Source organism: Sutcliffiella sp. NPDC057660 (assembly GCF_042800035.1).
Lineage (GTDB): Bacteria > Bacillota > Bacilli > Bacillales > Bacillaceae_I > Sutcliffiella_A.
Genome location: NZ_JBHVHV010000030.1, coordinates 1 through 23,730 on the forward strand (window position 1 = coordinate 1; position 23,730 = coordinate 23,730).

General features: G+C 36.6%; 25 protein-coding genes and 1 pseudogene. 4 read left to right on the forward strand and 22 right to left on the reverse strand.

Features of this window, described 5'->3' with window-relative positions; genetic code table 11:
- The first annotated feature begins 757 nt into the window (after positions 1–757).
- Complete coding sequence (rsgA, locus tag ACFVAD_RS23560; protein ID WP_386646140.1) at positions 758–1,831, forward strand: ribosome small subunit-dependent GTPase A; 1,074 nt, start codon at positions 758–760, stop codon at positions 1,829–1,831.
- The gene (locus tag ACFVAD_RS23565) at positions 1,828–2,844 is read left to right on the forward strand and encodes a phosphotransferase (protein ID WP_386646203.1); all 1,017 of its coding nucleotides are present in this window, start codon (positions 1,828–1,830) and stop codon (positions 2,842–2,844) included. The genes rsgA and ACFVAD_RS23565 overlap by 4 nt, the downstream gene beginning before the upstream one ends.
- Positions 2,845–3,145: 301 nt before the next feature.
- Here ACFVAD_RS23565 and ACFVAD_RS23570 read toward each other — a convergent pair whose 3' ends face one another.
- The 17 genes and pseudogenes from ACFVAD_RS23570 to ACFVAD_RS23650 all read right to left on the reverse strand — a co-directional run bounded on the left by ACFVAD_RS23570 (position 3,146) and on the right by ACFVAD_RS23650 (position 18,356).
- A complete protein-coding gene (locus ACFVAD_RS23570) occupies positions 3,146–3,640 on the reverse strand; it encodes a hypothetical protein (protein WP_386646143.1) in 495 nt (164 codons plus the stop codon).
- Between the two features lie 116 nt (positions 3,641–3,756).
- Positions 3,757–4,041, reverse strand: a complete 285-nt coding sequence (locus ACFVAD_RS23575) for a hypothetical protein (protein ID WP_386646146.1) — start codon at positions 4,039–4,041, stop codon at positions 3,757–3,759.
- An 879-nt stretch (positions 4,042–4,920) separates the two neighbouring features.
- Entirely contained in the window at positions 4,921–5,373 is a 453-nt protein-coding gene (locus ACFVAD_RS23580) for a GNAT family N-acetyltransferase (RefSeq protein WP_386646149.1), read from the reverse strand.
- Between the two features lie 219 nt (positions 5,374–5,592).
- Positions 5,593–5,964: a hypothetical protein gene (locus ACFVAD_RS23585; RefSeq protein ID WP_386646151.1), complete on the reverse strand. Its 372-nt coding sequence runs from the start codon at positions 5,962–5,964 to the stop codon at positions 5,593–5,595.
- A gap of 190 nt (positions 5,965–6,154) precedes the next feature.
- Positions 6,155–6,412, reverse strand: coding sequence for a DUF4190 domain-containing protein (locus ACFVAD_RS23590; protein ID WP_386646154.1), 258 nt, complete (start codon positions 6,410–6,412; stop codon positions 6,155–6,157).
- A gap of 632 nt (positions 6,413–7,044) precedes the next feature.
- Positions 7,045–9,666, reverse strand: a complete 2,622-nt coding sequence (locus ACFVAD_RS23595; RefSeq protein WP_386646157.1) for an ABC transporter permease family protein — start codon at positions 9,664–9,666, stop codon at positions 7,045–7,047.
- On the reverse strand, positions 9,663–10,334 hold the full coding sequence (locus ACFVAD_RS23600) for an ABC transporter ATP-binding protein (RefSeq protein WP_386646160.1): 672 nt from the start codon (positions 10,332–10,334) through the stop codon (positions 9,663–9,665). The genes ACFVAD_RS23595 and ACFVAD_RS23600 overlap by 4 nt, the downstream gene beginning before the upstream one ends.
- 67 nt (positions 10,335–10,401) lie before the next feature.
- The gene (locus ACFVAD_RS23605; RefSeq protein WP_386646163.1) at positions 10,402–10,758 is read right to left on the reverse strand and encodes a hypothetical protein; all 357 of its coding nucleotides are present in this window, start codon (positions 10,756–10,758) and stop codon (positions 10,402–10,404) included.
- 592 nt (positions 10,759–11,350) lie between these two features.
- Positions 11,351–11,732 (reverse strand): annotated as a pseudogene (locus ACFVAD_RS23610) (transposase); the annotation flags it as partial.
- Positions 11,733–12,004: 272 nt separating this feature from the next.
- Positions 12,005–13,201 (reverse strand): MFS transporter, encoded by a 1,197-nt coding sequence (locus ACFVAD_RS23615; RefSeq protein WP_081728169.1) that lies wholly within the window; start codon positions 13,199–13,201, stop codon positions 12,005–12,007.
- A 306-nt stretch (positions 13,202–13,507) separates the two neighbouring features.
- Complete coding sequence (locus tag ACFVAD_RS23620) at positions 13,508–13,717, reverse strand: hypothetical protein (protein WP_386646167.1); 210 nt, start codon at positions 13,715–13,717, stop codon at positions 13,508–13,510.
- Positions 13,718–13,965: 248 nt separating this feature from the next.
- Complete coding sequence (locus tag ACFVAD_RS23625; RefSeq protein WP_223490596.1) at positions 13,966–14,220, reverse strand: hypothetical protein; 255 nt, start codon at positions 14,218–14,220, stop codon at positions 13,966–13,968.
- Between the two features lie 189 nt (positions 14,221–14,409).
- Positions 14,410–15,165: a hypothetical protein gene (locus tag ACFVAD_RS23630; RefSeq protein ID WP_386646170.1), complete on the reverse strand. Its 756-nt coding sequence runs from the start codon at positions 15,163–15,165 to the stop codon at positions 14,410–14,412.
- Positions 15,166–15,409: 244 nt separating this feature from the next.
- The gene (locus tag ACFVAD_RS23635) at positions 15,410–15,871 is read right to left on the reverse strand and encodes a hypothetical protein (protein ID WP_386646171.1); all 462 of its coding nucleotides are present in this window, start codon (positions 15,869–15,871) and stop codon (positions 15,410–15,412) included.
- A 318-nt stretch (positions 15,872–16,189) separates the two neighbouring features.
- Positions 16,190–16,687 carry a GNAT family N-acetyltransferase gene (locus ACFVAD_RS23640; RefSeq protein ID WP_386646174.1) on the reverse strand — a complete coding sequence of 166 codons (498 nt, stop codon included), beginning with the start codon at positions 16,685–16,687 and terminating at the stop codon, positions 16,190–16,192.
- A gap of 57 nt (positions 16,688–16,744) precedes the next feature.
- Entirely contained in the window at positions 16,745–17,374 is a 630-nt protein-coding gene (locus ACFVAD_RS23645) for a GNAT family N-acetyltransferase (protein ID WP_386646176.1), read from the reverse strand.
- 109 nt (positions 17,375–17,483) lie between these two features.
- On the reverse strand, positions 17,484–18,356 hold the full coding sequence (locus tag ACFVAD_RS23650; RefSeq protein ID WP_386646179.1) for a ribokinase: 873 nt from the start codon (positions 18,354–18,356) through the stop codon (positions 17,484–17,486).
- A gap of 154 nt (positions 18,357–18,510) precedes the next feature.
- On the opposite strand from ACFVAD_RS23650, the gene ACFVAD_RS23655 reads away from it, so the two are divergent.
- Positions 18,511–19,044, forward strand: coding sequence for a GNAT family N-acetyltransferase (locus ACFVAD_RS23655; RefSeq protein ID WP_386646182.1), 534 nt, complete (start codon positions 18,511–18,513; stop codon positions 19,042–19,044).
- Positions 19,045–19,080: 36 nt separating this feature from the next.
- Here the strand turns inward: ACFVAD_RS23655 and ACFVAD_RS23660 are convergent, their stop codons facing one another.
- The gene (locus ACFVAD_RS23660) at positions 19,081–19,623 is read right to left on the reverse strand and encodes a histidine phosphatase family protein (RefSeq protein ID WP_386646185.1); all 543 of its coding nucleotides are present in this window, start codon (positions 19,621–19,623) and stop codon (positions 19,081–19,083) included.
- 113 nt (positions 19,624–19,736) lie between these two features.
- Between ACFVAD_RS23660 and ACFVAD_RS23665 the strand changes: the two genes are divergently transcribed.
- On the forward strand, positions 19,737–20,504 hold the full coding sequence (locus ACFVAD_RS23665) for an alpha/beta hydrolase (RefSeq protein WP_386646188.1): 768 nt from the start codon (positions 19,737–19,739) through the stop codon (positions 20,502–20,504).
- Between the two features lie 397 nt (positions 20,505–20,901).
- Here ACFVAD_RS23665 and ACFVAD_RS23670 read toward each other — a convergent pair whose 3' ends face one another.
- From ACFVAD_RS23670 to ACFVAD_RS23685, 4 genes are all read right to left on the reverse strand, one after another.
- Positions 20,902–21,447: a GNAT family N-acetyltransferase gene (locus ACFVAD_RS23670; protein ID WP_386646191.1), complete on the reverse strand. Its 546-nt coding sequence runs from the start codon at positions 21,445–21,447 to the stop codon at positions 20,902–20,904.
- Between the two features lie 23 nt (positions 21,448–21,470).
- Positions 21,471–21,716 carry a cytoplasmic protein gene (locus ACFVAD_RS23675; protein ID WP_386646194.1) on the reverse strand — a complete coding sequence of 82 codons (246 nt, stop codon included), beginning with the start codon at positions 21,714–21,716 and terminating at the stop codon, positions 21,471–21,473.
- Positions 21,717–21,772: 56 nt separating this feature from the next.
- Positions 21,773–22,114, reverse strand: coding sequence for a hypothetical protein (locus ACFVAD_RS23680; RefSeq protein WP_386646197.1), 342 nt, complete (start codon positions 22,112–22,114; stop codon positions 21,773–21,775).
- 579 nt (positions 22,115–22,693) lie between these two features.
- A complete protein-coding gene (locus ACFVAD_RS23685; RefSeq protein WP_386646200.1) occupies positions 22,694–23,536 on the reverse strand; it encodes a helix-turn-helix domain-containing protein in 843 nt (280 codons plus the stop codon).
- Positions 23,537–23,730: the final 194 nt, after the last annotated feature.

Consider the following 23,730-nt stretch of genomic DNA (forward strand, 5'->3'; position numbering starts at 1 on the left):
TTCAATATAATCCTTCAATTCCAGAAGGAATTGTCTAACGTTTATCTGAGTAATGTATGCCATTCTCAATTTGAGTTAGAAACGCCTCGCACCACTATCCTGCCCGTTTTGCTTAATTCCAATTATTTCATAATTTAAAAGTTCCTACAATATGTTAATCTTCATCCGGTGTAAATAAAAACGAGGCGGTACCTTATTACAGAATTGCGCCTTTAATGGAATAACTAATATTTTGCCTCAATCGTCAACTTAATGCTTTTTCAACTAGCGCTCCCTTATATACTGTATGGTTTTTGAACGTATATAACTTTAGTAAAGATACAAAAACAGTCTATTTTCTAACTTTTTTAACCTTTTATATTCAGTTTTACTGCCCTTGTTGCATCAACAACACCTCGAGATAGAATTTTCCAAACTTTCAGGTATTGACTCTTGTTTCCAAGATAAGGTATTCTATAGACAGCTTAGCGATAAGCAAGTTCCGACACGAAGGGAGATGTGTTTTAATGGTAGCTATTTATATGGTGATTTTGTCTTAAAACTGAATAGCAGGCATACTTTAACGAATGGGGAAACGCCCATTTTATTTGGTATGCCATCAGAAGTAACCTTTCGTGAATATTGCCGTTTGCAGGATACGAAAAAGGTCGTATCTTTTTTTACGTCCTAATGCCATGCGACAGCAGCTTCTATAGAGGCTGCTTGTCCGTGGCATTTTTGCGTCCAAAAACAACATTAAAAGGAGCTAACAAAAAACATGATGGATTTAAAAACTTATGGTTATACAGCAATAGAGAAAATTCCCGAGGGTTTATTGCCCGGTAGAGTAACTGATCATAGGCGAGAGCGCTTCACGGTCATGACCGAGCGCGGCGAAGTTTCAGCAGTACTCAAAGGCGTGTTTTATCACAGTGTGGAAGCGCGTGAGGACTTTCCATGTGTCGGTGATTTTGTTTTGCTGCAGTTCAACGAGAGCGGGAATTCTCTCATCGTTAAAGTACTTCCCCGACGCTCCAAGTTCTCACGCGCTGATTACTCGGGGCATGCGGTAGGCTATGCTAAAACCGTGCTGGAACAGGTCGTCGCAACCAACTTTCAATATGTATTTATCCTTTCTTCTCTGAATTTGGATTTTAACGTTTCCCGCATCATGCGGTACCTAACACAAGCTAGGCAAAGTGGCGGCCAACCGGTCGTCATTCTAACCAAGGCAGATCTCGTTGAAGATTATAATCTCCCACTCACAGAAGTCACACAAAGCATCCCTGATGTGCCGGTTCACGCAATCTGCAGTCATACAGGTCAAGGGCTGAACGAACTCGGAACCTACTTAATGCCTGGTAAAACAGTAGTCTTTCTCGGCATGTCCGGCGTCGGTAAATCATCTCTGCTCAATGCTTTGATGGAAAAGGACGTAATGAAGGCTCAATCGATCCGTGAGGTCGACAGCCGGGGGCGGCATACGACAACGCACCGTCAGCTGTTCATGCTCCCCTCCGGTGCTATGGTCATTGATACACCTGGTATGCGTGAACTCGGGCTTTTTGATGCGGAAGAGGGTATCCGCGCAGGCTTTGCCGATGTGGAGAATTTATTTGCACAATGCCGATTTACGGATTGCCGCCATCAAACCGAGCCGGGTTGTGCCGTTCTCACCGCGCTTACCGACGGTTCGTTGCTGCGTGAACGGTGGGAGCATTATCTTGCCCAGCAGCATGAGAAAAAGTATGTCCATGATAAAACGGGCTACCTTATCGACAAGAGGGCTCGAAACAAAACGAGTGCCATTTGGAGCAAGCAAACGAAGAAAAAAGGAGGATGGAAAAACTGAATATTAAACTTGATACACTAATCCATGCTTTAAGCCAACAATTCAAGAAGGATGTCATCTCCGCGACCTGCCAAAGCAAGCCGTTACAGGGCGGAACTGTGGGAAATGTGTACCTGATAACAGGGATTGCAGAAACCGTAGATGGCGAAAAATCACCGTACCGTATCGTGCTAAAAAACCAGAAGAAGTGGGAACGTTACGGCGACCCAGGCTCATGGCGTCGGGAATACGATCTCTATTCGTCTGACCTGAAAACGACGTTCTCGGATGCTTTCCGCTGGCCGACATGTTATCACGCTGAGATCAATGACAAAGAAGATGAATTCCAGCTATGGCTGGAATATATCGATGGCGTAACCGGCATAGACTTGTCAGGTGACATGTATGAGCTGGCAGCGCTTGAGTTAGGACGCTATCAAGGCAAGCTGTATGCTGAGCAACCCGCCGTTCTTCAAAGCCTGACTAACTTGAGCCATGCGGATCTTATGAAGAATACGTATCTGCATTACCGCTCATGGCCGGTCGTCTATGATTATATACGCTCGGACGATTGCGATTTCCCGCTGCACCTGCGGCAAATGCTCATCGACATCGATGAACACTCAGAAGAGTTACTCGACCGAATTGAAAAATTACCTCTCGTGCTTTGCCACCGGGACTTCTGGGTAACCAACCTAATCTATACCGATGGGAAAATTGTGCTCATTGACTGGGATACCAGTGGATGGGGATATCTGGGAGAAGATATCGCAAGCCTGATTGCAGATGAAGCGGATATCGATCACATGGTCGAATACTACCAGCGATGCGTTCCTGCGTATTACAAAGGCTTTTCAGAATATGCGGATGTATCCCCTATTGCCAATCATTGCATCTACGAACTGATCCTTCTGATGTTTGGGTATAAACTAGTCGAGTGGTACCTCCACACTGAAGATGATAGTGAAAAGAAAATGCATGTCCGTACTCTCCAAAAAATCTATGAAATGAAGACCATCCCTGTTCAGGGTTGACCATAAAAATGAAAATCCGAAAACCCTTGAATGTTATTGGGTTTCGGATTTTCTTTCGTTTGTGTTGCTTTGAAATAAAGTTTGGTAAAAAAATATCTCACAAACCAGCACTTTACGATAAAAAAAATCCATTTTGAAAAAAGATTGATCAAAATGGGTTCTTATCCAGCAAATTTAAGGTTTGTTTTTATAAAAAAGTTTGATCATTTTCTACCTGCGTTGCTCCAGGTCGCGCCCTTTAATGGAATAATTAAAAATGGTCTCAAACCTAATTCACTATATTCTTATTTTGAATAAGCATCTAATCAACACATTTTTTATCAATTTGTTCGAGAGTTACTAATTTTCCACGAACCTTATTTTGTTTAACTACTATCCAAGCTTTTTCTCCCTTTTTTATTTTCAGGAGTACATTAGTTCCATCGATTTTTTTATAAAATATATAACCAGTGAAAGCATCACCCCATTTTTGACTGTATTTATCACTTGTTATTATTAACTGTCTATCTCCAATTGAAGTCCCATGGAATAACGATATAAGTGAATTTAGGTGGGTATCTACCTTTCCTATAGGAGCCTTCATTTTTATTAAATCATCGTAATGATAACTCATGGTATAGTCTTTTTCCTTTAACTCTTTTAAGAAAGGAAAACTTGATTCAATATCTTTTTGAATTTCTTTGTTTAGCCTTTCCATACAATAATCAAATGATTGTGAGTTAGCAGAAACATCGTGATTTAGCGAATGAAATGACAGTATAATTACAAATACTGAAAATAACAAAAACTTACGCATGGAATACACCTCCATTATTAGCTATTGTTATTCTTCCATTTTTTTATTGAATTAAACTGTTCAACTCTTGAATAAGAAAAAAGCTAAAGAATGATAAACTTCAGCTCACGCTCCCGTTAGTTAAGTAAGCTCCCAAACATTAATACAAAACCCAGAAAGGCCGATAAACCAAGTGCTATAACAACTGTGGATATACTTCTCGCCATACCTTTCCCGTCCCTAACACCTGAAAAACCATACACACCAAATAGAAATGTAAATAACGAAACAAATAAAATTATGGTTAAAGGATGTATGCCCAATATGGAATTCGTAAACCAACCTGAAAATATAAAAGTTAGAAACAATACTAAACAAATAATTGAAAAGATAAATGACCAACGGTTAATTTTTTCTTGCATAATACTCCTCCTATTTGGGCGACTGCCATTCAGCAATAGCTCCCGATTGCAGAATAATTAACTCGGGTATAAGAGGTAATTTGATTTGATCAAATAAACCTATTTCAACCATATAGACAGGAATAGAGCATTATGTTTTTCATTCAATTTTTTGGCCTTATAAGGACCGTTATCATTAATTCATTCCTCAGATAAAATTTATAAGTTTTATTAAATGTATGGACAGGAATGCTGCCCAATTTTCAAGTGAGGAGCGACCAACTTTGCCCCTGTTTAATATTTACATTTTTCTAAACAGTTTGTTATTATTATAACAACTATACGTGAGGAGGGTATGTATGGTAAATAACGGCAATGTGAAAAGAGTAGCCAATGGTATCTCGTTCGGATTAACACTAATATTACTGGTAATATTTATTCTATGGTTGTCCCTGGTAACAAACTATAGAGATAACAATTGGGTATATTATCTAGTGCCATTATTATTAGTTTCATTTTTCTTATCTGTAATTGGTATGCCCTTTGATAAGAAAAATGAAAAAATTATGATTATACGGAGCGGCTTTTCCTTGGTAATATCATTTATGCTCATTATATTGATTGGGATCTTCTACGTAGCACCAGTGTTATTCCCTTTTGGAATTCCACCACAATAAGTGTCTTAAAAGTGACTCAGAGATGTAAGAGTCACTTTTAATTATTTTATTCATCTTTCCCCTAAATTTTAATTACCTACACTTTCATTATTCTTCAAATTATAAACCTGTGAGCAATCTACTATGCAGCAATCGCTCCTAGTTTGTTGAAGAGGGATATTGGCTACATCATCCCAGATAAATAACTCATTTTTTCCTAATAGGGCATCAGTGAATTTACGGTCTATACCTTTAATAGTAAAATAACTTCACTTTCCTCTAACAACTCGCCAGTGTTTACGAATCCAAGTGACTCATAGAATCGAAGTGCCAAATAATTATCTGGCTCTGTTGAGAGGCCAATATAATGACAGTCATTATTCTTTTTGAGCATATCTACGACTTGTTGCATCGCCTCTTTCCCGTGTCCCCTACTTTGATAAGAGACATCAATCATAAACCTAGGAATCCAATACTTCCTCTCTTCAATCTCGTTTGGATCATATTCCGTCATCACAAAACCTATTACTTCCTCATCCAAATGTATTGCGTAAGGTGTAAAATTGGGATTTACCTTAGACTCTGCAATGGAATAAACATTAGGTGCAATTCGATCAACTTGATCCTCCGCTAACTTTAGTTTTAGGCATTTATACATATTTTTCATGGTTAATTCCTGAATTGATATTTGAGCCATAAACATCCTCCTTTAGATAAGATTACTACTGTATTATCCGAATTAATAAACCTGCTAGAATACCTTAACGGGTTTACTTCCTTACAGTAGCTGATGATGCTTCTGGCTGATCTTTTTTAATAATGCTTACCCCATTAAAGCTCCCGTTTGTTGCATATTTTAGAAAATCTTGAATTAAAGTTATTTTATCGTTGCTTTTGATTGCTCATATATACCTTTTTATCCTTCAGGTATAGATTCATATAGAATATATCCCTCTATGGTTTTTGCTATGATTACTCCAGATTCATCATCCGATCTGAAAATTTCTGTTTTTACCGGTAACTTGGTCGACATATTCTCTTTTAGATATCCCTCACCTGAGTAGATATCTTTAATTTCTCCTATACTTGAAAAATTGTTTAACTCTACATCATCCTCATTTAAATAAGTTACTTTTTTATAAACAGAGTAATTTAGTAGAAATAAATCTACATCTGGATCTTTCTTAATTTCGTTATTAGCAATCATTTGCTCAGAGTTTAGCTCCTGTGTACAAGCTGTTACAGAAAATAATACGTAAAATATTGTAATAATTTTAATAATTTTCACTATTTTCACTTTCCTTGTGATATATTATCCGAATTTATAAACCTGCTAGAATACCTTAACGGGTTTACTTCCTTACAGTAGCTAATGATGCTTCTGCCCGATCTTTTTTATTAATGCTTGCCCCATTAAAGCTCCCAGATTGTTGAATAACTTAATTCATCTCCGCTTTCTTAAAATTGTAATTTAAGATTTAAATCATAAACAAAACAGGTAAAAAAGTTCCAATTACACAGATCAAAATCCCAATAGTTGCAAGTGACTTTCCATTTTGATTAGACATCTTCATTTCTCGCAATCCTAGAAATCCAACTGTAATTCCAATAATCCCTGGTATGAAACCTAAAGCCATTATGATTGAAATAAAAATAGAAAACATCCCCAACACTAACGTTAAAATTGCTTTATTATTTACTTTTGGGCTTTCTTTAACACTAAGTTTTGCTGTCAACTCAATTCACTCCCTTTTATCATTTTTTCTGTCTTTTAAGTAATCTCTTATTCAATAATCCTCCCCGATTATTTAATACCAATTATTTCATAATCTATAAATTCCTACAGTATGATATTCTTCATCCTGGCCAAAATTAAAATGAGCGATGATCCTTGCTCCAGGATTGCGCCCGTTTTGTGGAAGACAAGGAGCTCAACTCAATCGCTAGATTTCCATATATTTCTCGTTTACAACACTAAGAAATTAGCCTTTAGTTACTTCCTAAATGCGATAGCACCTTATTGTGGAAGATCAATGAAATTGAAGCAGGTTCACTAGGGAAGCGTTACCCCCTTAAGCTACAGTTTCAATTTCTCGATTCTCTTGGAGTTATTTTTAGCGCTCTGACGTTAAAATCCCCTCTGTGGTTACAGCCACAGGAATGTACCACCTCTGCTATGTTTTGTACCAGCAGTTGCCACGGATATTACCAATCTCTGTCAAAGCACTTACCAATAAAAAAACTTAGAGATATTGAATTAAAAGCCTACCCCTCCTATTTTACCGGGGGATTAGGCTTAGAGATGTTGCATTTTTTATCTTTCGAAAAATGCAACACGAAATAAATATGGAGTTCCGTAAGTGTCAAATTATGCAGAATTATGATGGTTAACTTTATTCCTTCGGTTACTTCTTAGTTTTATTAATGTTTGACTTTGGTTTTGGTTTAAAAATAATTGCAATATCAATGAACTGATCATGAGAATAACTAAAAAGATAATTACCAACGAAGCAAATACGGTTTGGAATGACTGCATGACAAAAGAGTAGTAGTTTAAGTAAACTAAAAATCCTATTATGTGGCCAATTATAACTGTTACACTAGTCCATAGTGCTATTTCTCTAAACCAATATTTGAAAATTTGTCTACGTTGCCAACCAATAGACCGGAAAATACTTATCTCATTTTTTCTCAAGATAAAGAGAGATGATAGGGCTTCAATTAACGTAATAATACCGATCACACAGGCACTTCCTAAAATAAATAAATGAAATGAATTAACTTGGAAGTTTACATATTCACCCAACATGGTAGTATTAGTCAACTCAACAGTTGACTGTAATGCAAGGAAAACGAAAACGGTTAAAGCCGAAACTGTAATAACTTGGATAAAGGTCGAAAATATAAATTTCTTATAAAACTTAATACTCCTTATTGCAAGAAACAAACTAGAGGAAGGATTTATTGTTTGTTTTACCTTTTTGGCTTTTGTGTTTAGAAACTGCCTAGTAGTCAATAATTTTTTCCAGCTCGATTCAGTTGTTCCAATCATAAAAATTAGAAAAATACTTGCAAATAGTGTATTCCAAAGTATGAGTGAGCCTAAATTAGAATTGCTTGAATACATATGCAAGAAAAAGAGACTTAATAATGATAATCCCCATGAAAATACCACTATTAATACTAATTCTATTCGGAGTATTTTTTTTACCTTCCTAACTTCCCAACCAAAATTCAATAATAATTTAATTTCATCCGTCTTTCTTTGACGATAAAAATAAAGACGATTCCATATATAAATAATGGCAGTTAGGACAAAAAAGAAGCTTAAAAGAATTGTAGTCCCACTCCAGCCATTTACAATCGTAGCGGCGGCTCCTAAAGTTGTCCAAGGCTGTATTACTGTTCCAAGACCTTCAACGAGTACTTCCGTATTTTGATAGGATGCCCCTGCTACAATATCCACTACATATCCCATTTCGAGGAGTTGTTTTGCGATATATTCAATCTTTTCTTGTGTCTCGTTGTTATATTCGGAAATTCCTGCCACTCGTATTCTAATGGCATCTATCGGTTTATTTCCTTTAATAATTTCTGAGTCTGTAATATTTATTACACCGTGAGCAGGAGATGGAACAAAGCTACCAGGGAAAATAGTGGAATATAATTCTATTGGCTTATTCAAGTCAGTTCCATTTTCATCCCTTATCAAAATAATGGGAGCTAATTGATAAATGCCTAAAGGACTAGCTGATAATGTTTTTTCAGTCTCCTTAACTGTATACTCACCATTAGGATTTAATACAAAAGGTAATTGATTTAATTCATTAAAGGTTCCGCCTTTTTCTTCTATACTTCTATAGGTAGGTACACCATGAAAATTTCCTATTTGTTTTACAGATAATATGGAATTCTTTTTATCTATAATATAATTGATAGGTTGGGCACTATAAAACTTTGAAGTTGAACCTAAATGCCCCATATACATATTTTGGTTTTCCTTTATTGAAAGATCCTTTTCTACCATAAATGAGTGATATTCAAATGGTTTTAGTACTTCTTTAAAATCTATTTTGTATTTATCTTTATTTTGTGTAGGATACTGAAGAAGTTGTTCAAATAAGTCATCATATTTTTTTCTGTCACCGAAAATTAAAAGGCCATCTTTGTCGACGCCTAATTCTTTTTTCCATGCAGCTGTTTGTTCTTTTTCTATATTTATCTCTTCCCAAGTGATAACTGTCTCAATAGGAACTTTTGGATCACTTAATTTCATAACAGGGATCACTGGTGCACCTTTGGCAAATGCAAAAGTTGACTTATCATAATTTTGATTGTCTTTTATTTTATCAAAAGCTATACCCGTTAGTTTTTCTTCTTCATCAGGATCAATACCCGTCATAATATGAAAGGTAAGTGGAAGCCAAAATGCGGGTGGACCCCATTGCATAAATTCTGCATTATTTTTAGATAAAAAATCGAACTCTGGTATAATATTAGGTTCAGAATCTTGTTCTAACATAATTCCTACTGAATCTAATTCAGGATCAATGGGATAAGTATGGATTCCATCACTTGTAAATAATTCTGACCGTACTCTAACCGATTGATTGGGCATCCACGTGCTAAATGTGCGAGATTCACCTGTAAAATACCCTAAAGATGCTACCGGTGCAGCCACTTCTATATCACTGATTTGTTGTATCTGTTTCCACTCATTTATCGATATTCCCCCGTTTCCAGCGGAAAGATAATTTTCTTCAACAATGCCTAACTCTTTCTCCAAAACAGATCTCGAACCACTTGGCCTTACTAAGATGTCATAACTACCTCTTGCATGCTTAGTGATATCATCCTCAATTTGGACCATGGCATCTTTTAAAGAAACGATAACAACTGGAAAAGTTGAAAATATTAAAACAAGCCCTAATATAAATAGAAAAAATGGCAACTTTTGATTAACCATGGATCGAAAGACGAGCTTAATCATTTGAGCACCCCATCTTCTACACTTCCATCTCTTATAAAAATAGACCTTTCTCCTTTATCTGCTACTTCGGTGTCATGGGTTGCTATAATGATAGTATATTTTTGTTGATGGAGTATTTTTAATAGTTCAAGAATGCGATTTCTATTCTGTATGTCTAAATTTCCTGTTGGTTCATCGCAAATAATTATATCCGGATTATTAATCAGTGCTCTTGCGATGGCTACTCTCTGTTTCTCTCCACCCGATAATTCACTAGGTAAATGACTCAATCGGTGGCTTAATCCAACCTCCTCTATTAGATTTAACGCACGAGTCTTTACCCTTTTCTTACTTTCATAAGGCAATCTCGGTAAACATACATTATCCAAGACATTATATTGAGGGAGTAGTTTAAAATCTTGAAAGATAAATCCAATTTTATTTCTACGAAGACTTTGGAGTTGCGAGGTAGTCATAGTCGAGGTAGACACTTGGTCAATCATAACTTCCCCTGATTCTGGAATATCCAAACCACCCATGCAATTCAATAAAGTGGATTTACCTGAACCAGATGGTCCTAAAATACTTAGCCACTCTCCCTTTTCCACAGTAAGAGTTAGATTATGTAAAGCATGTATAATTTCATTCCCAACATTAAATGTTTTTGAAATATGATTGAGATGTATCATTTAGTTAAACTCCTTAGATAGGTATGTATGGAAGAAAGGAGGGTATCCCCTCCTTTCTATAAGTAATTTATTTACTAAGATAATGCTGAGTGAACGTAGTAGCTTCATAGCTTGATAAGCCGGAGTGTACAACTAGAGATTGGTTCCATCTCTGATAAGTCGCAGAACCTAAGTCAAATGTGCGCGAAAAAGTACGAGATTTATAAGTTGCGTTGTTTTGAGAAGCATAATTTCCATCACCATAATTAAACCTTATATTATAGAATGTATTATTACCGCCACCCCATGAACCTGTCCAGTTTGCAGTTGCTGTTTTTCCATAAATAGGATTTTGTTTAGTTATACTGGCTTGTACAAGATGTTCATTAGCTGATGTGGATTGCGCTGATCCAAATAATATTATTACACCTGATACCAATAACATTGTAGTAACACCTTCCAACTCATAATATTTCAAAGTGCTAGTACATACCAAAAATATCAGATTTTTCCTAAATTGTATACAAAATTCTTGAAAATCTACTTTTTTTACTATTTTGTCCTTTTGAAATGTAAAATAATCATCTTGTTCCTGTTGGGGAGAATATCAGGAAATGTTGAAGAAACTAGTAGTCTAGAATTTACACATAATAATGTTACTCCTGATAAACGGTAGTAAGATTAAAAAACATCTAAAACAAAACGGTATGGATCCTTAACATTATCTTTATTCAAATATATCAAGGTAATAATTTATGGCTTTTTATCGTTCTTATTAAAAACGTTAGTTTTATAAGATAGAATATTATCTTAAATACATAGTTAAATATAGGAAATAATAGTGAAAAAGGAGGTGCTTCAAATGAAGAACAAAACTGCTTATGCTTTTCTATTAGTAGTATTATTCACTTAAAACGCTCAATTTGTTTTTGCAGAGTCTAAAACTGATGAAGAGCCTTGGAGTAAGTACCACGATAATTCGACAATGGATTTTAAGGATGTTGATTCATTTTATGATTCACTTGACAAAAATGGCAGAAGATATTTTCAAAGATTTCTGTATTTTTGAATCTGCGGGTATAGTTCTTACCACACTTAGAGAAATGAGGAATCGGCTGGTCGAAGTCAAAACCTAAAAACCAACGATACGCCACATTGGTTTCTATTTCCCGAATGGTTTGTCGCATAGAGCGAATGCAACATAAGTACTGAATAAATACCATTTTAATAAGTACAACTGAATCAATACTAGGACGTCCATTGTCTGTAGAATATTTATCTTCCACTAAATCATAAATAAAGGTAAAGTCCATAGCTTTTTCAATCTTACGAACAAGATGATCTTTCTTTAGGAACAATTTGATCTAGAGCTATTATAGAAACTTGATAGCGCCCTTCCATCGATTGTTTCGATAACATCTTAAACACCCCTCAAACAGACTTACCTTACTTATGCGACAAAAAAAGCCTGTAGGCCTGCCTAGTAACTAGACTTTGTCTACAAGCTGAAGCAACCAAAAAAATTATGGTTGCTTTTTCAAATGTAAGCTTTTCATGCATTACCTTTTGTAGTGTCATATTCGTTCCAAGTGTAATTGTTCCAGAATCTGCCCCTAAAATGAAAAATGAGCGCTGATCCTTGTTCCAGGATCGCGCCCGATTGTTGAACATTCAACCTACGTTTTTGGCTTTTATGTATTTACTTCCTTCTGCATATTTTTACCACTATCTATCCTCGCGCTCTTAAAACTCCATGTACCAATGATAGTTGAAATGAATAATAAAGCTCCTGAAAACATATAGGCAAACTGTGCTCCAAACAAGTCAACGATTAAACCTATAAGAAAAATAGAAATAGAAAAGATTATTTGGTTTAATGTCGCACGTGAGGCAAAAACAGATGCTAATTCTTCTTTTTCTATTTCCTGTTGAATATAGCTTCTAGTAGAGATGCTCATTAGTTGGAAAAATGGCCCCATTATTACTACTAATACCAACCCTATAAACGAAATAGGAATGATACCGTAAGAGATTGTAAGAATAGCTAAACTAAATGAACTAATCAATATAGCTTTAATATAATTATTCTGTATTCGGTTTGCTACTTTCCATATGAATAGCCCACCAAGAATAGTTCCTGTAAAGTATGCGGCGTTAATATACCCCCACCATGACTCTCCCAGATTATAGACTTCTGTAACAAAAGCAAGAGTGACTGCACCTATCCAAACAGTACCTCCAAAACCATGAGTTATATCCATCAAAGTTATGGTTCTTAATTTGGGATGGGTGAACAAAACAGTCCAAGTCTTATAAAACACAGCATATCTCTTGGATTTTTTTAATGATCTCGTATCGGAGGGTATATTTGTTAATTTCAGAGAAATTAGAGAAATGGTTAAAAGGACAAATGAAATCATTAATAAAATGGTATCACCTAATTTGGCAATTAATACTCCCCCAAGTGTCCACCCAATTAATAGCAAAGTTTGGTCAGAGGTAGCTAAGAATGTATTAGCACGTACTAGAACGTTATTCTCTATTATTCTTGGGACAATTGCATTTTTAATAGGATTCGTTGCTGCATAGAATAATCCTAAAAAGAAATTGAGAACAAACAACAATACAATTGTGAAATTTGACAAATCTAGGTTAAAGAAAATAACCAATAATATAAAGATGATTAACTGGGATATTTGACTGAAATATAAGATCGCTTTTGATGAATAAAGCTTAGTTAACCCAGGTAAGAAAATCCCACATACAATCTGTGCAACAGTTGTAGTTAAAGTAACAGTGGAAGCGAGTGTTGCTGAGCCTGTTTCACTATATAGTATTGTAATGAACGTCATGGTGAAGAACGCAAAGCTTAACCTGCTGGAAGACATACTAATAACTAAATTATAAAATGATCGTGGCAGAAGACTACCTCCTTTACTCTCACTTCTATTTTAAAATCATTTTTTAAATACCAATTATTTCATAATATTTAAATTCCTACAATAGTTCATCCTACTCCCCAAAAAAGATAGCTGATCCTTGTTACAGGATTGCGCCCGATAATGGAGGATCTTTTTTGTATGATTTTTATTTTCAGTACCTACTCTCTTACTGTCTCAACTCTTTATCAGTAACCAACTTAAATAATAAGGTGGACTCCTCCTCTTTCAATTTTTTGTACATACTTTCTCCTTCTACTTTATTTCAATTCTGTTCTTATTAGGTGTTACCCAAATAGAAAAAAATCCAGCATCTGTTATGAAACGAATGTGCGGAGGTACACTCATTTCTACTTCTGCTCTTTCCCATTCTACACTACTAAGGATATCTTCTATTTGCCTCAATTCAGCTGAATCCTCTACAACCTTTAATTTTCTATAACCTGCACTTGTATTTTCTTCCACATTAATAGTGTTCTCCTCAAAATTAACCTTTGTTTTCACTAAATCAATATTGTTCTCCTGTTCTTGATTCAATTCATCATTGACATTTGAAATTTCAGACTTTACAAAGTTGCAACCTACTATTATGTTTGTGCAAAGCAGAATACCAAGAAAACACTGTTCCCTACTCTAGTAACGTAACGGATTGTTGATGTGCGGTGGTATAGAATATTCATGAGTAAAGTACTACTCTCAATTTTTAAAGCTAATTATTTTGTTTCTTTTCTAACAAAAATTGAAAGCAAAATTCCTAACAATATAAAAAACCCTGAACCGATTAATACCTTTATTGGCGAGGTCGAAAAATGATGTGGAATCATTTTAATATCGTTGTTTTCTGTATGGGTTTTCCTTATATGTTTTACAGTCCACCAATCCTCAGGAGTAGAGTGATTAGAAGCGACATACAACCATAGTAAATAACTAAATAAAGTAAATAAAAAGACTCCCACTAACCTATTCATAATCCCTCCCCCTATACAACCCTGTCCTATTGCTTAATACCAATTATTTCATAATATGAAAATTCCTACAATATGTTATTTTTCGCCCCGGTGAAATAAAAAAGCACAAATCCCTATTACAAGATCGCGCCCGTTGTGGAAGATCCAAAAGTTTGAAGAAAAAAGGGTCGCCCGTAGCAACCCTTAGTTTTAGAACATTGAATTAGCAATTTTAAGTAAATCCTCCACTGTAATCTCTTTTTTCGTTGTTTTACTTATACAAATTGAATACCTTGAATTCTTATGTTGAAAGATAAGTTGATGGGCAGAAGGAACATTCTGATACAGTGCTTTCGTACCGCTCTTCAATGTATAATATTCATCATTTTCACCTTTTAACTTCTTTAAATCAGTATCACTTGGTACTATTTTCACCTGAACTAATCCTTTTAAATCAGCATTCCTATACCTCAACATTAGTGTATCTTTATTAAAATCTGCGTCAATATGGGTAATGTCAAAAGGAAACTCGGAGGCTGCAAGTATAGGAGTATTCATTTTATCTTGATACTCTTGAATTGCTTTTGCTTCATCTATAAATGGATTAGAACCATCGAACACAACTCTTATATCCGTAACTTTTTCTTTATTAGATGTTACTTCCCATATAAACGCAATTCTTTCTGGTTCATTCTCTCCACTTTCAAAGTAGCCAATTATTACTCTTACATTTTCATTAGGGGAATTTAATCCAGAAAACCCGGTGATTGGTGTTTTTTCTCGAATTTCAGGTATTTTAACATCAGGAACTGTAAATGACCTTGCTTCTTTTTCACCGTTTCTAACTAACGTATGTATAAAGTTACTAACTACATTACCCTCTTTAAAAGGTGGTGTGGCCATTACTGTTTGTGTTGATAAAAATAGAATGCCTAAAGTAATTAATATAATCATATTTCTTTTCATCTTTAGCACCTCCAAGGTTATCTTTTCCTCGGATGTTAGTTTTATGTAACCTACACTAATTGCCTTTTTAGCGTTATAAGTCAAAGGAGCTACCTTTACGACAGCTCCCACTCTTTCGTTCTGCGCGCGATTATAGAATGATGTAAGGGAACATATGTCGAGGTATCAAATGAAAAGGTAACCCAAGATCTCCCTACGTATTAAAACGTTTGTATTCTACCACAAACTTTATATAAGTTTAATCCTAATTACATCGTACTTCCTCTTTTTTTAGGATGATTTTTTGAGCATTCTTTGATTTTGTGGAAACTATTACCCATTTATTGTTCTCGCTTTTAATTGTCTGAAGTATATTGTTCCCTTCGTTGTTCTTGTACAATACGTATCCTTGTAATTGGTTCTTCTTAATAAGTAAATATTTTTGTCCATAAAATTCACCATCAAATAATGCCATTAAAGAAGATAGACTTTTCTTGTTCTTTATATCTCTTCCTAATTTATCAACTTCACGAACAGTATATTCATCGTATAGAGATAAGTTTAAATTGTAACTATTCAATAAATCCTTTTTGATCTTCTTATAATACTTATTGTAGACTTCAACTATTTTCTTTTGGCATTCACTATGGTCATTATTCGCATAAATGAAACCACTCTCAAAATATAGACTCGATAGTACAATTGTTATGACTATTAGTGTTTTCAATAATGACACCCTTTCTTCATTTTTAAATCATTTATATACTCTGTATAAAATGAAAAAATCCTACTTTATTTAACAATTACTATTCCCAAATTAAATAAATAAACTGCACTGTAAAAAAAGGCTTTCTATGATAGAAGTTCTTCAACAATCTGCCCTTTTTGCTGAATAACAAAAAGATTAATCAACAATAAAAACAGCAGGCTAATTCCTTGCTGGAATTAGCCTGCTGTTTTTATTGCTTTATGCTTTTTTCTCTTCCAAAACGGAACCCCTTAATTAATGGTCAACTTCTTATTACGATACTATTTTATAGAATAGTTATATAAATAGAACCATCAGTTCCTCATCAAAATATGTATGTTCCAATTTTAAAGCCTTCTTTTCTATCCCGTAAGTCTTAAATCCTAGAGACTGATACAGTTTTTTCGCAGGCTCATTGCTCGCTGTCACTGTAAGATGAATCTGTTCCACTCCCTCCAATTGTCTAGCCTTCTTTATGCTCGCCTCCATTATCTTCCTGGCAACACCCAAACCGCGTTTCTCAGGTGTCACGTACACCCCATAGATATTCGCCCTGTGCTTTATTTTGTTTTTCTGCTCCAGGACCAAACTGGCAACTCCAATCAGTTCTTCCTGTTCAAACGCGCCAAAAGTGTAGGAGAAGTCCCCCTCCAGCCTGTTCTGATAGATTTCTGGAGTATTTTTACTCTCTTCTTCGTAACTCGATGCAAAAGCCTCCGGATTGGTCTGCAGTGCTTCCAGTCTTAAATCGAAATACTTTTCTGCATCCGATGATTGTAGTTTTCTTATTTCCATGCTGATTCCCCTTTTTTGTTCATGTCTCTGTCACCGTAATTCAACTTTAGTTCTCAATCAGAAGCCAGAATCCCCTTTACCTTGTAAAAAGTAAGCTGCATTCCTTTCCATAAATCCCTGCTTCACCGAACTCCAGTCAGCATCCGTAATGGAATACAGCACCGCATTTCGGACATAGCCATTCGCTAAGATTCTCTCTTTTCTTAATATCCCTTCCTTTGTTGCTCCTAGGCGCTCAATCGCTTTTTGCGACCTTTCATTTCTTTCATCCGTCTTTAACTGAACACGTATCATTCCCAGCGTTTCAAAACAGTATTTCAACAATAAATATTTACAATCCGAATTTACAAACGTCCTGCGGTAATCCACTCCATACCAGGTCGAACCTATCTCACATGACAGATGTGTTTCATTGAATTCATACAGTCTGGTGGTGCCGACAACTTGATTGGTTTCTTTCAAAATAACCACAAACGGCAATGCAAACTTCTGTTCACGAAGGTTTACAGCATTTGCTACCCACTCATCCATATCCTGCTTCGTATTCACTTCTAGTAACATAAAAGCCCACGTTTCTGAATGATTAATACTATAAAGTGGTCCCGCATGATCGATTTCCATGGGTACTAATTTTATTCTTTCATTCTCCAATTTAGGTGGATCTGTGAACAACTGTGGACGCATCATTTTCAGCTCCTATACATTATTCAAGTGCAAGAATATTCTACCAATTAAAACTGGATTTGTAATGAAGAATTTGCGGAATTTTTAGGAAGAGCATATTGAAATTCGTTCATCATGACACTTCATCCAAAAAAGGGATGGATTTAGCTGCTCCAGATCTGGAAACGGTAACGGAGGCGGCTTTCGAGGCTACCTCAAGTGCTTCTACAATATTGCCGTTCTTGGCAACCGTACATAGAAAATAACCCATGAATGTATCGCCGGCTGCAGTAGTGTCCACCACGTCAGCTTCAAATATCCTTTGTTTGAATTCTTGTACCGCATCCCGATAGATAGAGCCTTTTGTACCGAGAGTAAGCACCACCTTTAAGTTATTATAGGTGGTGAGTAGGTGATCAAGTATTTCCCCCGGCTCACTCCTTCCCGTAATCTCCCTTCCTTCGAGTTCATTGAGAATGAGATAATCTATTTTGGTCAGATCAAGCTTTCTGATCGAAGCATTCATTGGTGAAGGGTTTAAGGCGATGGTTATCCCTTTTTCATGAGCTGCATCAATGATATACTCGCCGCAATTTATTTCATTTTGTAATACCAGAAAATCTCCTACTTGAAAGTCTGCTAGCACACGGTCTACCTGTTCCATCTCGATTTCCCTGTTGGCACCACCAAATAGTAGAATGCAATTTTCGCCTGACTCATTCACTTGTATGATGGCGTGCCCTGTTACAAAGCCGTCTTCCAATATTCCATCAACCTTGACACCTGCCTGGTCCAACTCTTTTTTTAGAAAAAGTCCATCCTTGCCTATTTTTCCAGCATGATATACACTTGCACCTGACTTAGCCAAGGCAATTGATTGGTTCAGTCCCTTCCCTCCTGCATACTCGGCATAATTAACAGAAGAAAGTGTTTCCCCTGCCGTGACAAAATGAGGTACGGTATACACCTTATCAATATTCAGTGAACCAAAATTCAAAAACTTCATATGATCACCTCTGTCTAATTTTGCTGCAATGATCCAACTTTGTATGGACCTTTTCACAGTTTTTACTGAGTTAGTAAAAAACTGCTTACTTGTTAAAATCCTATTTTGTAATAGAATAAATCGAAAGTAGATTTTTTGAAAGGGAGCAAAAAAAATGAATCTTACATATGAAATTGTATCAGACAATGATATTGCGGTTTGTCGGGATATATGCAATGAACTTATGGGTTTCCAAAAATCGAAAGCCACGATAACGCCGGAATTGTTTGACGGCATGAACTTTGAAACGAGACTGGTCCCTTCACTTGAAAAAGCAATTCACAATTACACCGTTATTGTGAAGGATGGAGATAGAATAGTAGGTTATGTATATTCCAATGTCTCGCCGAAAGAAGCCTATTCCAACGAATTTGCCACTTTCTTTGACCTTTCCTCTGTCAGCGGTGATCTTGTAGGCTGTTTATCACAGTTTTATATTAAGGAAGAATATCGTCAATATGGAATAGGATCGAAGCTTTTCCATATGTCCATGGATTGGCTGAATCAATTTGAGGAAGTGAAAGATTATTTCATCTTTGTCTCCAACGGTAACGAAAATGCGCTGGATTTCTATAAGCGCAAAGGCTTTATCGTCAGTCATGATATTTTGGATGGATTCATCACGGTTCTAAGGAAGAGTAAACCCTAGTGAAGCAGGAAGGCGTATAGGTGTGTACGCCTTTTTTCATCTCCCTCTCTTTTCGAACACATACAACTGACCATTGTTTGCAATTTTGAATTCCGGTCCCCTAAATCCTCTTCGCATCAATTCTTTGCGCAAAAACATCATCACGCCGCCATGACTGACGATCAGTGTGTCCTCGTTGCCTGAAAGGATGTCATCCAAAGTTCCGCTAAGCTGTTTTTGCAAATCCAACTTACTTACAGGCTGAGACTTGTGATTGAACAGCCAAGCCATTCGAATGGATAGTAAATGTAATTTCAATGGAAGTCTCCTATTAGGCGGAAATATTGGAACAAGGTTAATCTCCCTTAGCTCCTTAAGATAGGTGATGTCTCCACCGAATGCTTTTTTCGCTGTTGTCGCCGCTCTAGGCATATCGCTGGAAAAACATCTCTTCCAATCTATATTCTTTAAGTCTATTTCACTTTCTTCCACTTCCGAAGCGTCATACTCCTCCATCCACTTCAAGAGTTCTTCAGAAGAAACTCGAGTATTCGGGTAGCCACGCGTCACCTTAAAATGTCTGATCAAACCGATTCTCATGCCCTCAGCTCCGTTCTATTCTCAAGTATTTTCATTTTATCATTAAAGTGCTTACACAATTCTAATAATTATATATAATAGATGAAAATAGAGTTCAAAAGGAGTCTATCAACATGCTTGAATATTTCACCGTTACCATCACTCCTTTCCAGTCCGAAAGAAGGGTCAGTGTCCTGTTACCGAAAAACTATCACGCTTCCGAAAAACGTTATCCAGTTTTATATATGCATGATGGTCAGAATTTGTTTCTTGATGAAGAAGCAAGCTTTGGTGTGAGCTGGGGATTGAAGGATTATCTAGAAGAGAGCGATTTGGAAATAATTGTAGTCGGTATCGACTGCAACCACGAGGGTTATGAACGTTTCAACGAATATGCGCCTTGGAAAAATGAAGAGCTTGGCATGAGACTTTTCAATGATGAAAACCTTACTGGTGGAAAAGGAAAAGAATACATTGAATATATCACCCATGAACTGAAGCCAAGGATTGATGAAAAATACCGAACCAACCCGGATGACACAGCAATGGCAGGAAGCTCCATGGGCGGATTGATTTCCACCTATGCAGGCTGCAAGTATCCGCACATCTATAAAAAGATCGGATCGCTATCGTCCGCATACTGGATCAATCAGGCCGATATCGAAGCATACATAAAAGAAAGTGACTTGTCCGGGCTTGAGCGATTCTATATGGATATAGGTACGAAAGAGGATACCTCGTTCATCAATCACCAAATCTACATTGAATCCAGCCAGGCTGTATATGAGCTATTGAAGGAAAAGGTCGAGTATGTCCGCTTTGATGTAATAGAGGATGCAGTCCATAATGAAGCCGCTTGGCGTGCAAGGCTGCCGGAGTTTTTGGGGTATTTATATAAATAGAAAAAATAGATGAACAGACGTTCTTACAACAGTTATCTGGGTATACTAGGGAGGACAGATTAATACGGGTGGAGCGGCTAAATCCCTGTGGAGAATGGGGGTGACGCCGCATGAACGAACTGCAAATCTTTCTAACGTCTGGAATGTTCATTCTGGAATTATTGAGCTTTGTAGTAATCCTGATCAAATGGAATCAGAAAAAATAATCCACCCGTCTAACGCTGGCAAGTGCAGACCGGGTGGATCATTTCGTTCGCCACAGAAGCTTAGCCACTGCGGAATTGTTCTGTCAGGAGTCAAAGTGTTGGTAGCACTTTGACTCCTTTTATTATGTGTGACTTTTTAGTAAATTATATCACAAACTTTTTCATGTTCTAAATGAAGAGTCCTTGGAAGCTCATAGCCCTTTCCATTCATCCGCCAACAGACTATAAGTCACCAAATCCTCATATCTATCATACAACAGCTGCCCATCCCTTTTTATGCCCTCTTTTACAAACCCCAATCTTTCCGGAACCGCTATGCTCTTATGGTTATTTACTGCACATTGGATTTCCACCCTATGAAGCTTTAAGTTTGTAAAAAGGTACTCCAGAATAGCTGTTATGGATTTTGTGATGATACCATGACCTTGGGCATCTTCGGACAGAAAATATCCGATACTGGTAGACTTGTTCTTCCAGTCAATATAATGCAGACCGATCATCCCCACAAGCTTTCCGTTAAACCTGATACCTGCATCAAATCCATTGTTATCTGCATAGTTTTGCAGCCAGATCGGAATGACCGGTTCAAGATCTACTGGTGATTGACGCTTATCCACCCAAAGGAGCCACTTCCTGAGATGTTCACGATTGGCATCAATCAAGGTAAATAACTCTTCTTTGTGATGAAGCTGGAGCAATTCGATGGATATCTCTTTATCTACTTTGAACGAAAACATTCTAACTCCCCCAAATCAATTGATTAAAACCAATAATGATGCATTTCCTTTAGAAATTCTTCTGTAATGGGATATCCCGAATTTCCCCCTATGACTGAATCTATCCCACAGTAAGGACAAAGCGCGGTATCCTCAGTATCACACCACTCTTCTATTTCTTTTGGGCTGAAGATCTTCAGGCAATAAAAGCATCCGCATACCTTATCCGATTCCAATTCTTTTCTATGCCTGCTGCTGAAGCTGTGTGCTTTTTTGAGTGCATTTTCCATGCTCTGATCCGCCTTCCCCTTATATATTCATGACCAATTACTTAAGGCTGATATAATTAAATATTTAAATAAGCATTCTCTTTATAGTCTATTTCAACTTCAGGCAGTTCGCACATTTTTATGGCATTTGTAATGCGGCGGCTAAGCCCCTCTTTCATCTGTTCATACTGCTCAGAAGTGATTGACTGTTGCCAAGCCAATTGTTGGTGAAAAATATTGCTTTCCTCCGTTTTTCTTAACGGATTCAATGCCATTCCACCTTTTGTAACTTGAGCGTTCGTCTGTGCACACATGTTCAGCAGCAGCACTTCTAGAATTTTTGTTTCACGTTCATTTAATTGTAGGTCGTTCATTTTCACTTTTACGTCTACCATTGCAATGTTTATATGGATCTCCACCTTATATCAGTTTCTATTTTTACTTAAATTTCGACAAAATCCTGGAAAATCCTTCTATATTAAGTAACAATTTTATTGATCTTTGCTGCTGATTCCTTCATCTAAGATCAAGACGGTTCGCACTTATCGCTTGGGAGAACAGGTTAAGCGCTAGAGGTGATAAATAGACGGAGAAATTCCGTTTAATTAGAAATTACTATTATATAAGGCTGAAATAGCCGGAGAAATTCCGCCTATTGACTCGAAAAATTCGAAAAGGGGTGATTTTGCTGTGCATAAGCGGAGAAACTTCCCTTATCTTCCCCGAAACAAGCTACGTTCTGTATTTAACCGGAAAATCTCCGCTTATTTTTCTCTTGCTGCTTCATTGATAAAGGATTAGACATTAAATTTAAAAGATTAAGACGACCCGATCATCTGTGAGTGAGGTTTATTTAAATATATACCTAAAAAACTCGCCAATTACTAGGGCGAGTTTTTATTCTAATAATGATGTCCATAAGACTGTCATTTCTTCTAATATTTTTAAAAAGCAACTCAAAACCGAACGGGAAACAGAATGGTTTTTGAATAACTCTACTATATTCCAACACGCTCTTTTACATAACCATTTATCAAATCCTGATTGATAAACGGCACAACCGGCAGGATTTCCTTTAACCCTTTTTTGGAAACTGCTTTCATCGCAATTTCGTTTAGCACTTTCTGATCGATAAATGGGCATATAGGGACAATCGACTTGATTCCATCCATATCAAAGCTTCGTTTGGCTAATGAGGAGATAAAATCTTTCTTTAGGAATGGGGCAATAGCACTTAATTGCTTTATTCCTTGTATTTCAAATTCCTTCTCAGCGCAACTTGCCAGCTTGTCCTGGCTGATAAATGGAGCGATGGGAGCCAAGGATTTGATTCCAAATTCATTTAAGGACCTCTCTGCGCATTCATCGATGATTTCCTGGCTTACAAAAGGCGCGATACCCACTAACGCTTGAATCCCTCCTTTTTCAAACTCTTTCATGGCACACACATCAAGCACTTCCTGGCTTATGTATGGAGCAAATGCAGAAATGTCATGCATAGTGAGATCCTCTGTTAATCCTTTGAATACTTCATCTGCCTTTTCTGAATCCAGCAGCGGCGCAACATTGGAAAACTCTTCAACGGAAACTACGTATTCTGTCTGACCCCCTTCGATAATCTGGTTGATCAGAGTACTTCCTTTTTCATTATTAAGCAGTTCATCAATACTTACCTCAAGAATATTCGCGAGTTCCGGTAACTTTGCAATATCCGGCATCGTTTCCCCACGTTCCCAGTTGCTCACTGCCTGGTAACTGACACCAAGCTGATCTGCCAAGTTCATTTGTGTCAGCTTTTTTGCTTTTCTCCAATTTGCAATCTGTACCCCGATTTTCTTCATATTGAACACTTCCATCACCTCTTTTTTTTGATAGTTTTATTGTAAGTTTTTCCTTCACCTATGTATATCAAGTGATGCTTGAGTTGTTTCCATATAACAAAAATAGAGTAGGCGCATGAATTTATTCATGCGCCTCTCACAGATCCGTACGTGCGGGTCATCGCATACGGCTCCTCCATGTTATCCCCTCTGGG

Coding starts and splice junctions, on each gene's coding strand:
- ACFVAD_RS23600 (WP_386646160.1), bottom strand. CDS start 10,334: ATGATACATCTCAATCATATTTCAAAAACATTTAATGTTGGGAATGAA.
- ACFVAD_RS23595 (WP_386646157.1), bottom strand. CDS start 9,666: ATGATTAAGCTCGTCTTTCGATCCATGGTTAATCAAAAGTTGCCATTT.
- ACFVAD_RS23580 (WP_386646149.1), bottom strand. CDS start 5,373: ATGGCTCAAATATCAATTCAGGAATTAACCATGAAAAATATGTATAAA.
- ACFVAD_RS23615 (WP_081728169.1), bottom strand. CDS start 13,201: ATGTCTTCCAGCAGGTTAAGCTTTGCGTTCTTCACCATGACGTTCATT.
- ACFVAD_RS23570 (WP_386646143.1), bottom strand. CDS start 3,640: ATGCGTAAGTTTTTGTTATTTTCAGTATTTGTAATTATACTGTCATTT.
- ACFVAD_RS23605 (WP_386646163.1), bottom strand. CDS start 10,758: ATGTTATTGGTATCAGGTGTAATAATATTATTTGGATCAGCGCAATCC.
- ACFVAD_RS23655 (WP_386646182.1), top strand. CDS start 18,511: ATGAATCTTACATATGAAATTGTATCAGACAATGATATTGCGGTTTGT.
- ACFVAD_RS23650 (WP_386646179.1), bottom strand. CDS start 18,356: ATGAAGTTTTTGAATTTTGGTTCACTGAATATTGATAAGGTGTATACC.
- ACFVAD_RS23645 (WP_386646176.1), bottom strand. CDS start 17,374: ATGATGCGTCCACAGTTGTTCACAGATCCACCTAAATTGGAGAATGAA.
- rsgA (WP_386646140.1), top strand. CDS start 758: ATGATGGATTTAAAAACTTATGGTTATACAGCAATAGAGAAAATTCCC.
- ACFVAD_RS23670 (WP_386646191.1), bottom strand. CDS start 21,447: ATGTTTTCGTTCAAAGTAGATAAAGAGATATCCATCGAATTGCTCCAG.
- ACFVAD_RS23675 (WP_386646194.1), bottom strand. CDS start 21,716: ATGGAAAATGCACTCAAAAAAGCACACAGCTTCAGCAGCAGGCATAGA.
- ACFVAD_RS23625 (WP_223490596.1), bottom strand. CDS start 14,220: ATGAATAGGTTAGTGGGAGTCTTTTTATTTACTTTATTTAGTTATTTA.
- ACFVAD_RS23640 (WP_386646174.1), bottom strand. CDS start 16,687: ATGGAAATAAGAAAACTACAATCATCGGATGCAGAAAAGTATTTCGAT.
- ACFVAD_RS23660 (WP_386646185.1), bottom strand. CDS start 19,623: ATGAGAATCGGTTTGATCAGACATTTTAAGGTGACGCGTGGCTACCCG.
- ACFVAD_RS23665 (WP_386646188.1), top strand. CDS start 19,737: ATGCTTGAATATTTCACCGTTACCATCACTCCTTTCCAGTCCGAAAGA.
- ACFVAD_RS23630 (WP_386646170.1), bottom strand. CDS start 15,165: ATGAAAAGAAATATGATTATATTAATTACTTTAGGCATTCTATTTTTA.
- ACFVAD_RS23575 (WP_386646146.1), bottom strand. CDS start 4,041: ATGCAAGAAAAAATTAACCGTTGGTCATTTATCTTTTCAATTATTTGT.
- ACFVAD_RS23685 (WP_386646200.1), bottom strand. CDS start 23,536: ATGAAGAAAATCGGGGTACAGATTGCAAATTGGAGAAAAGCAAAAAAG.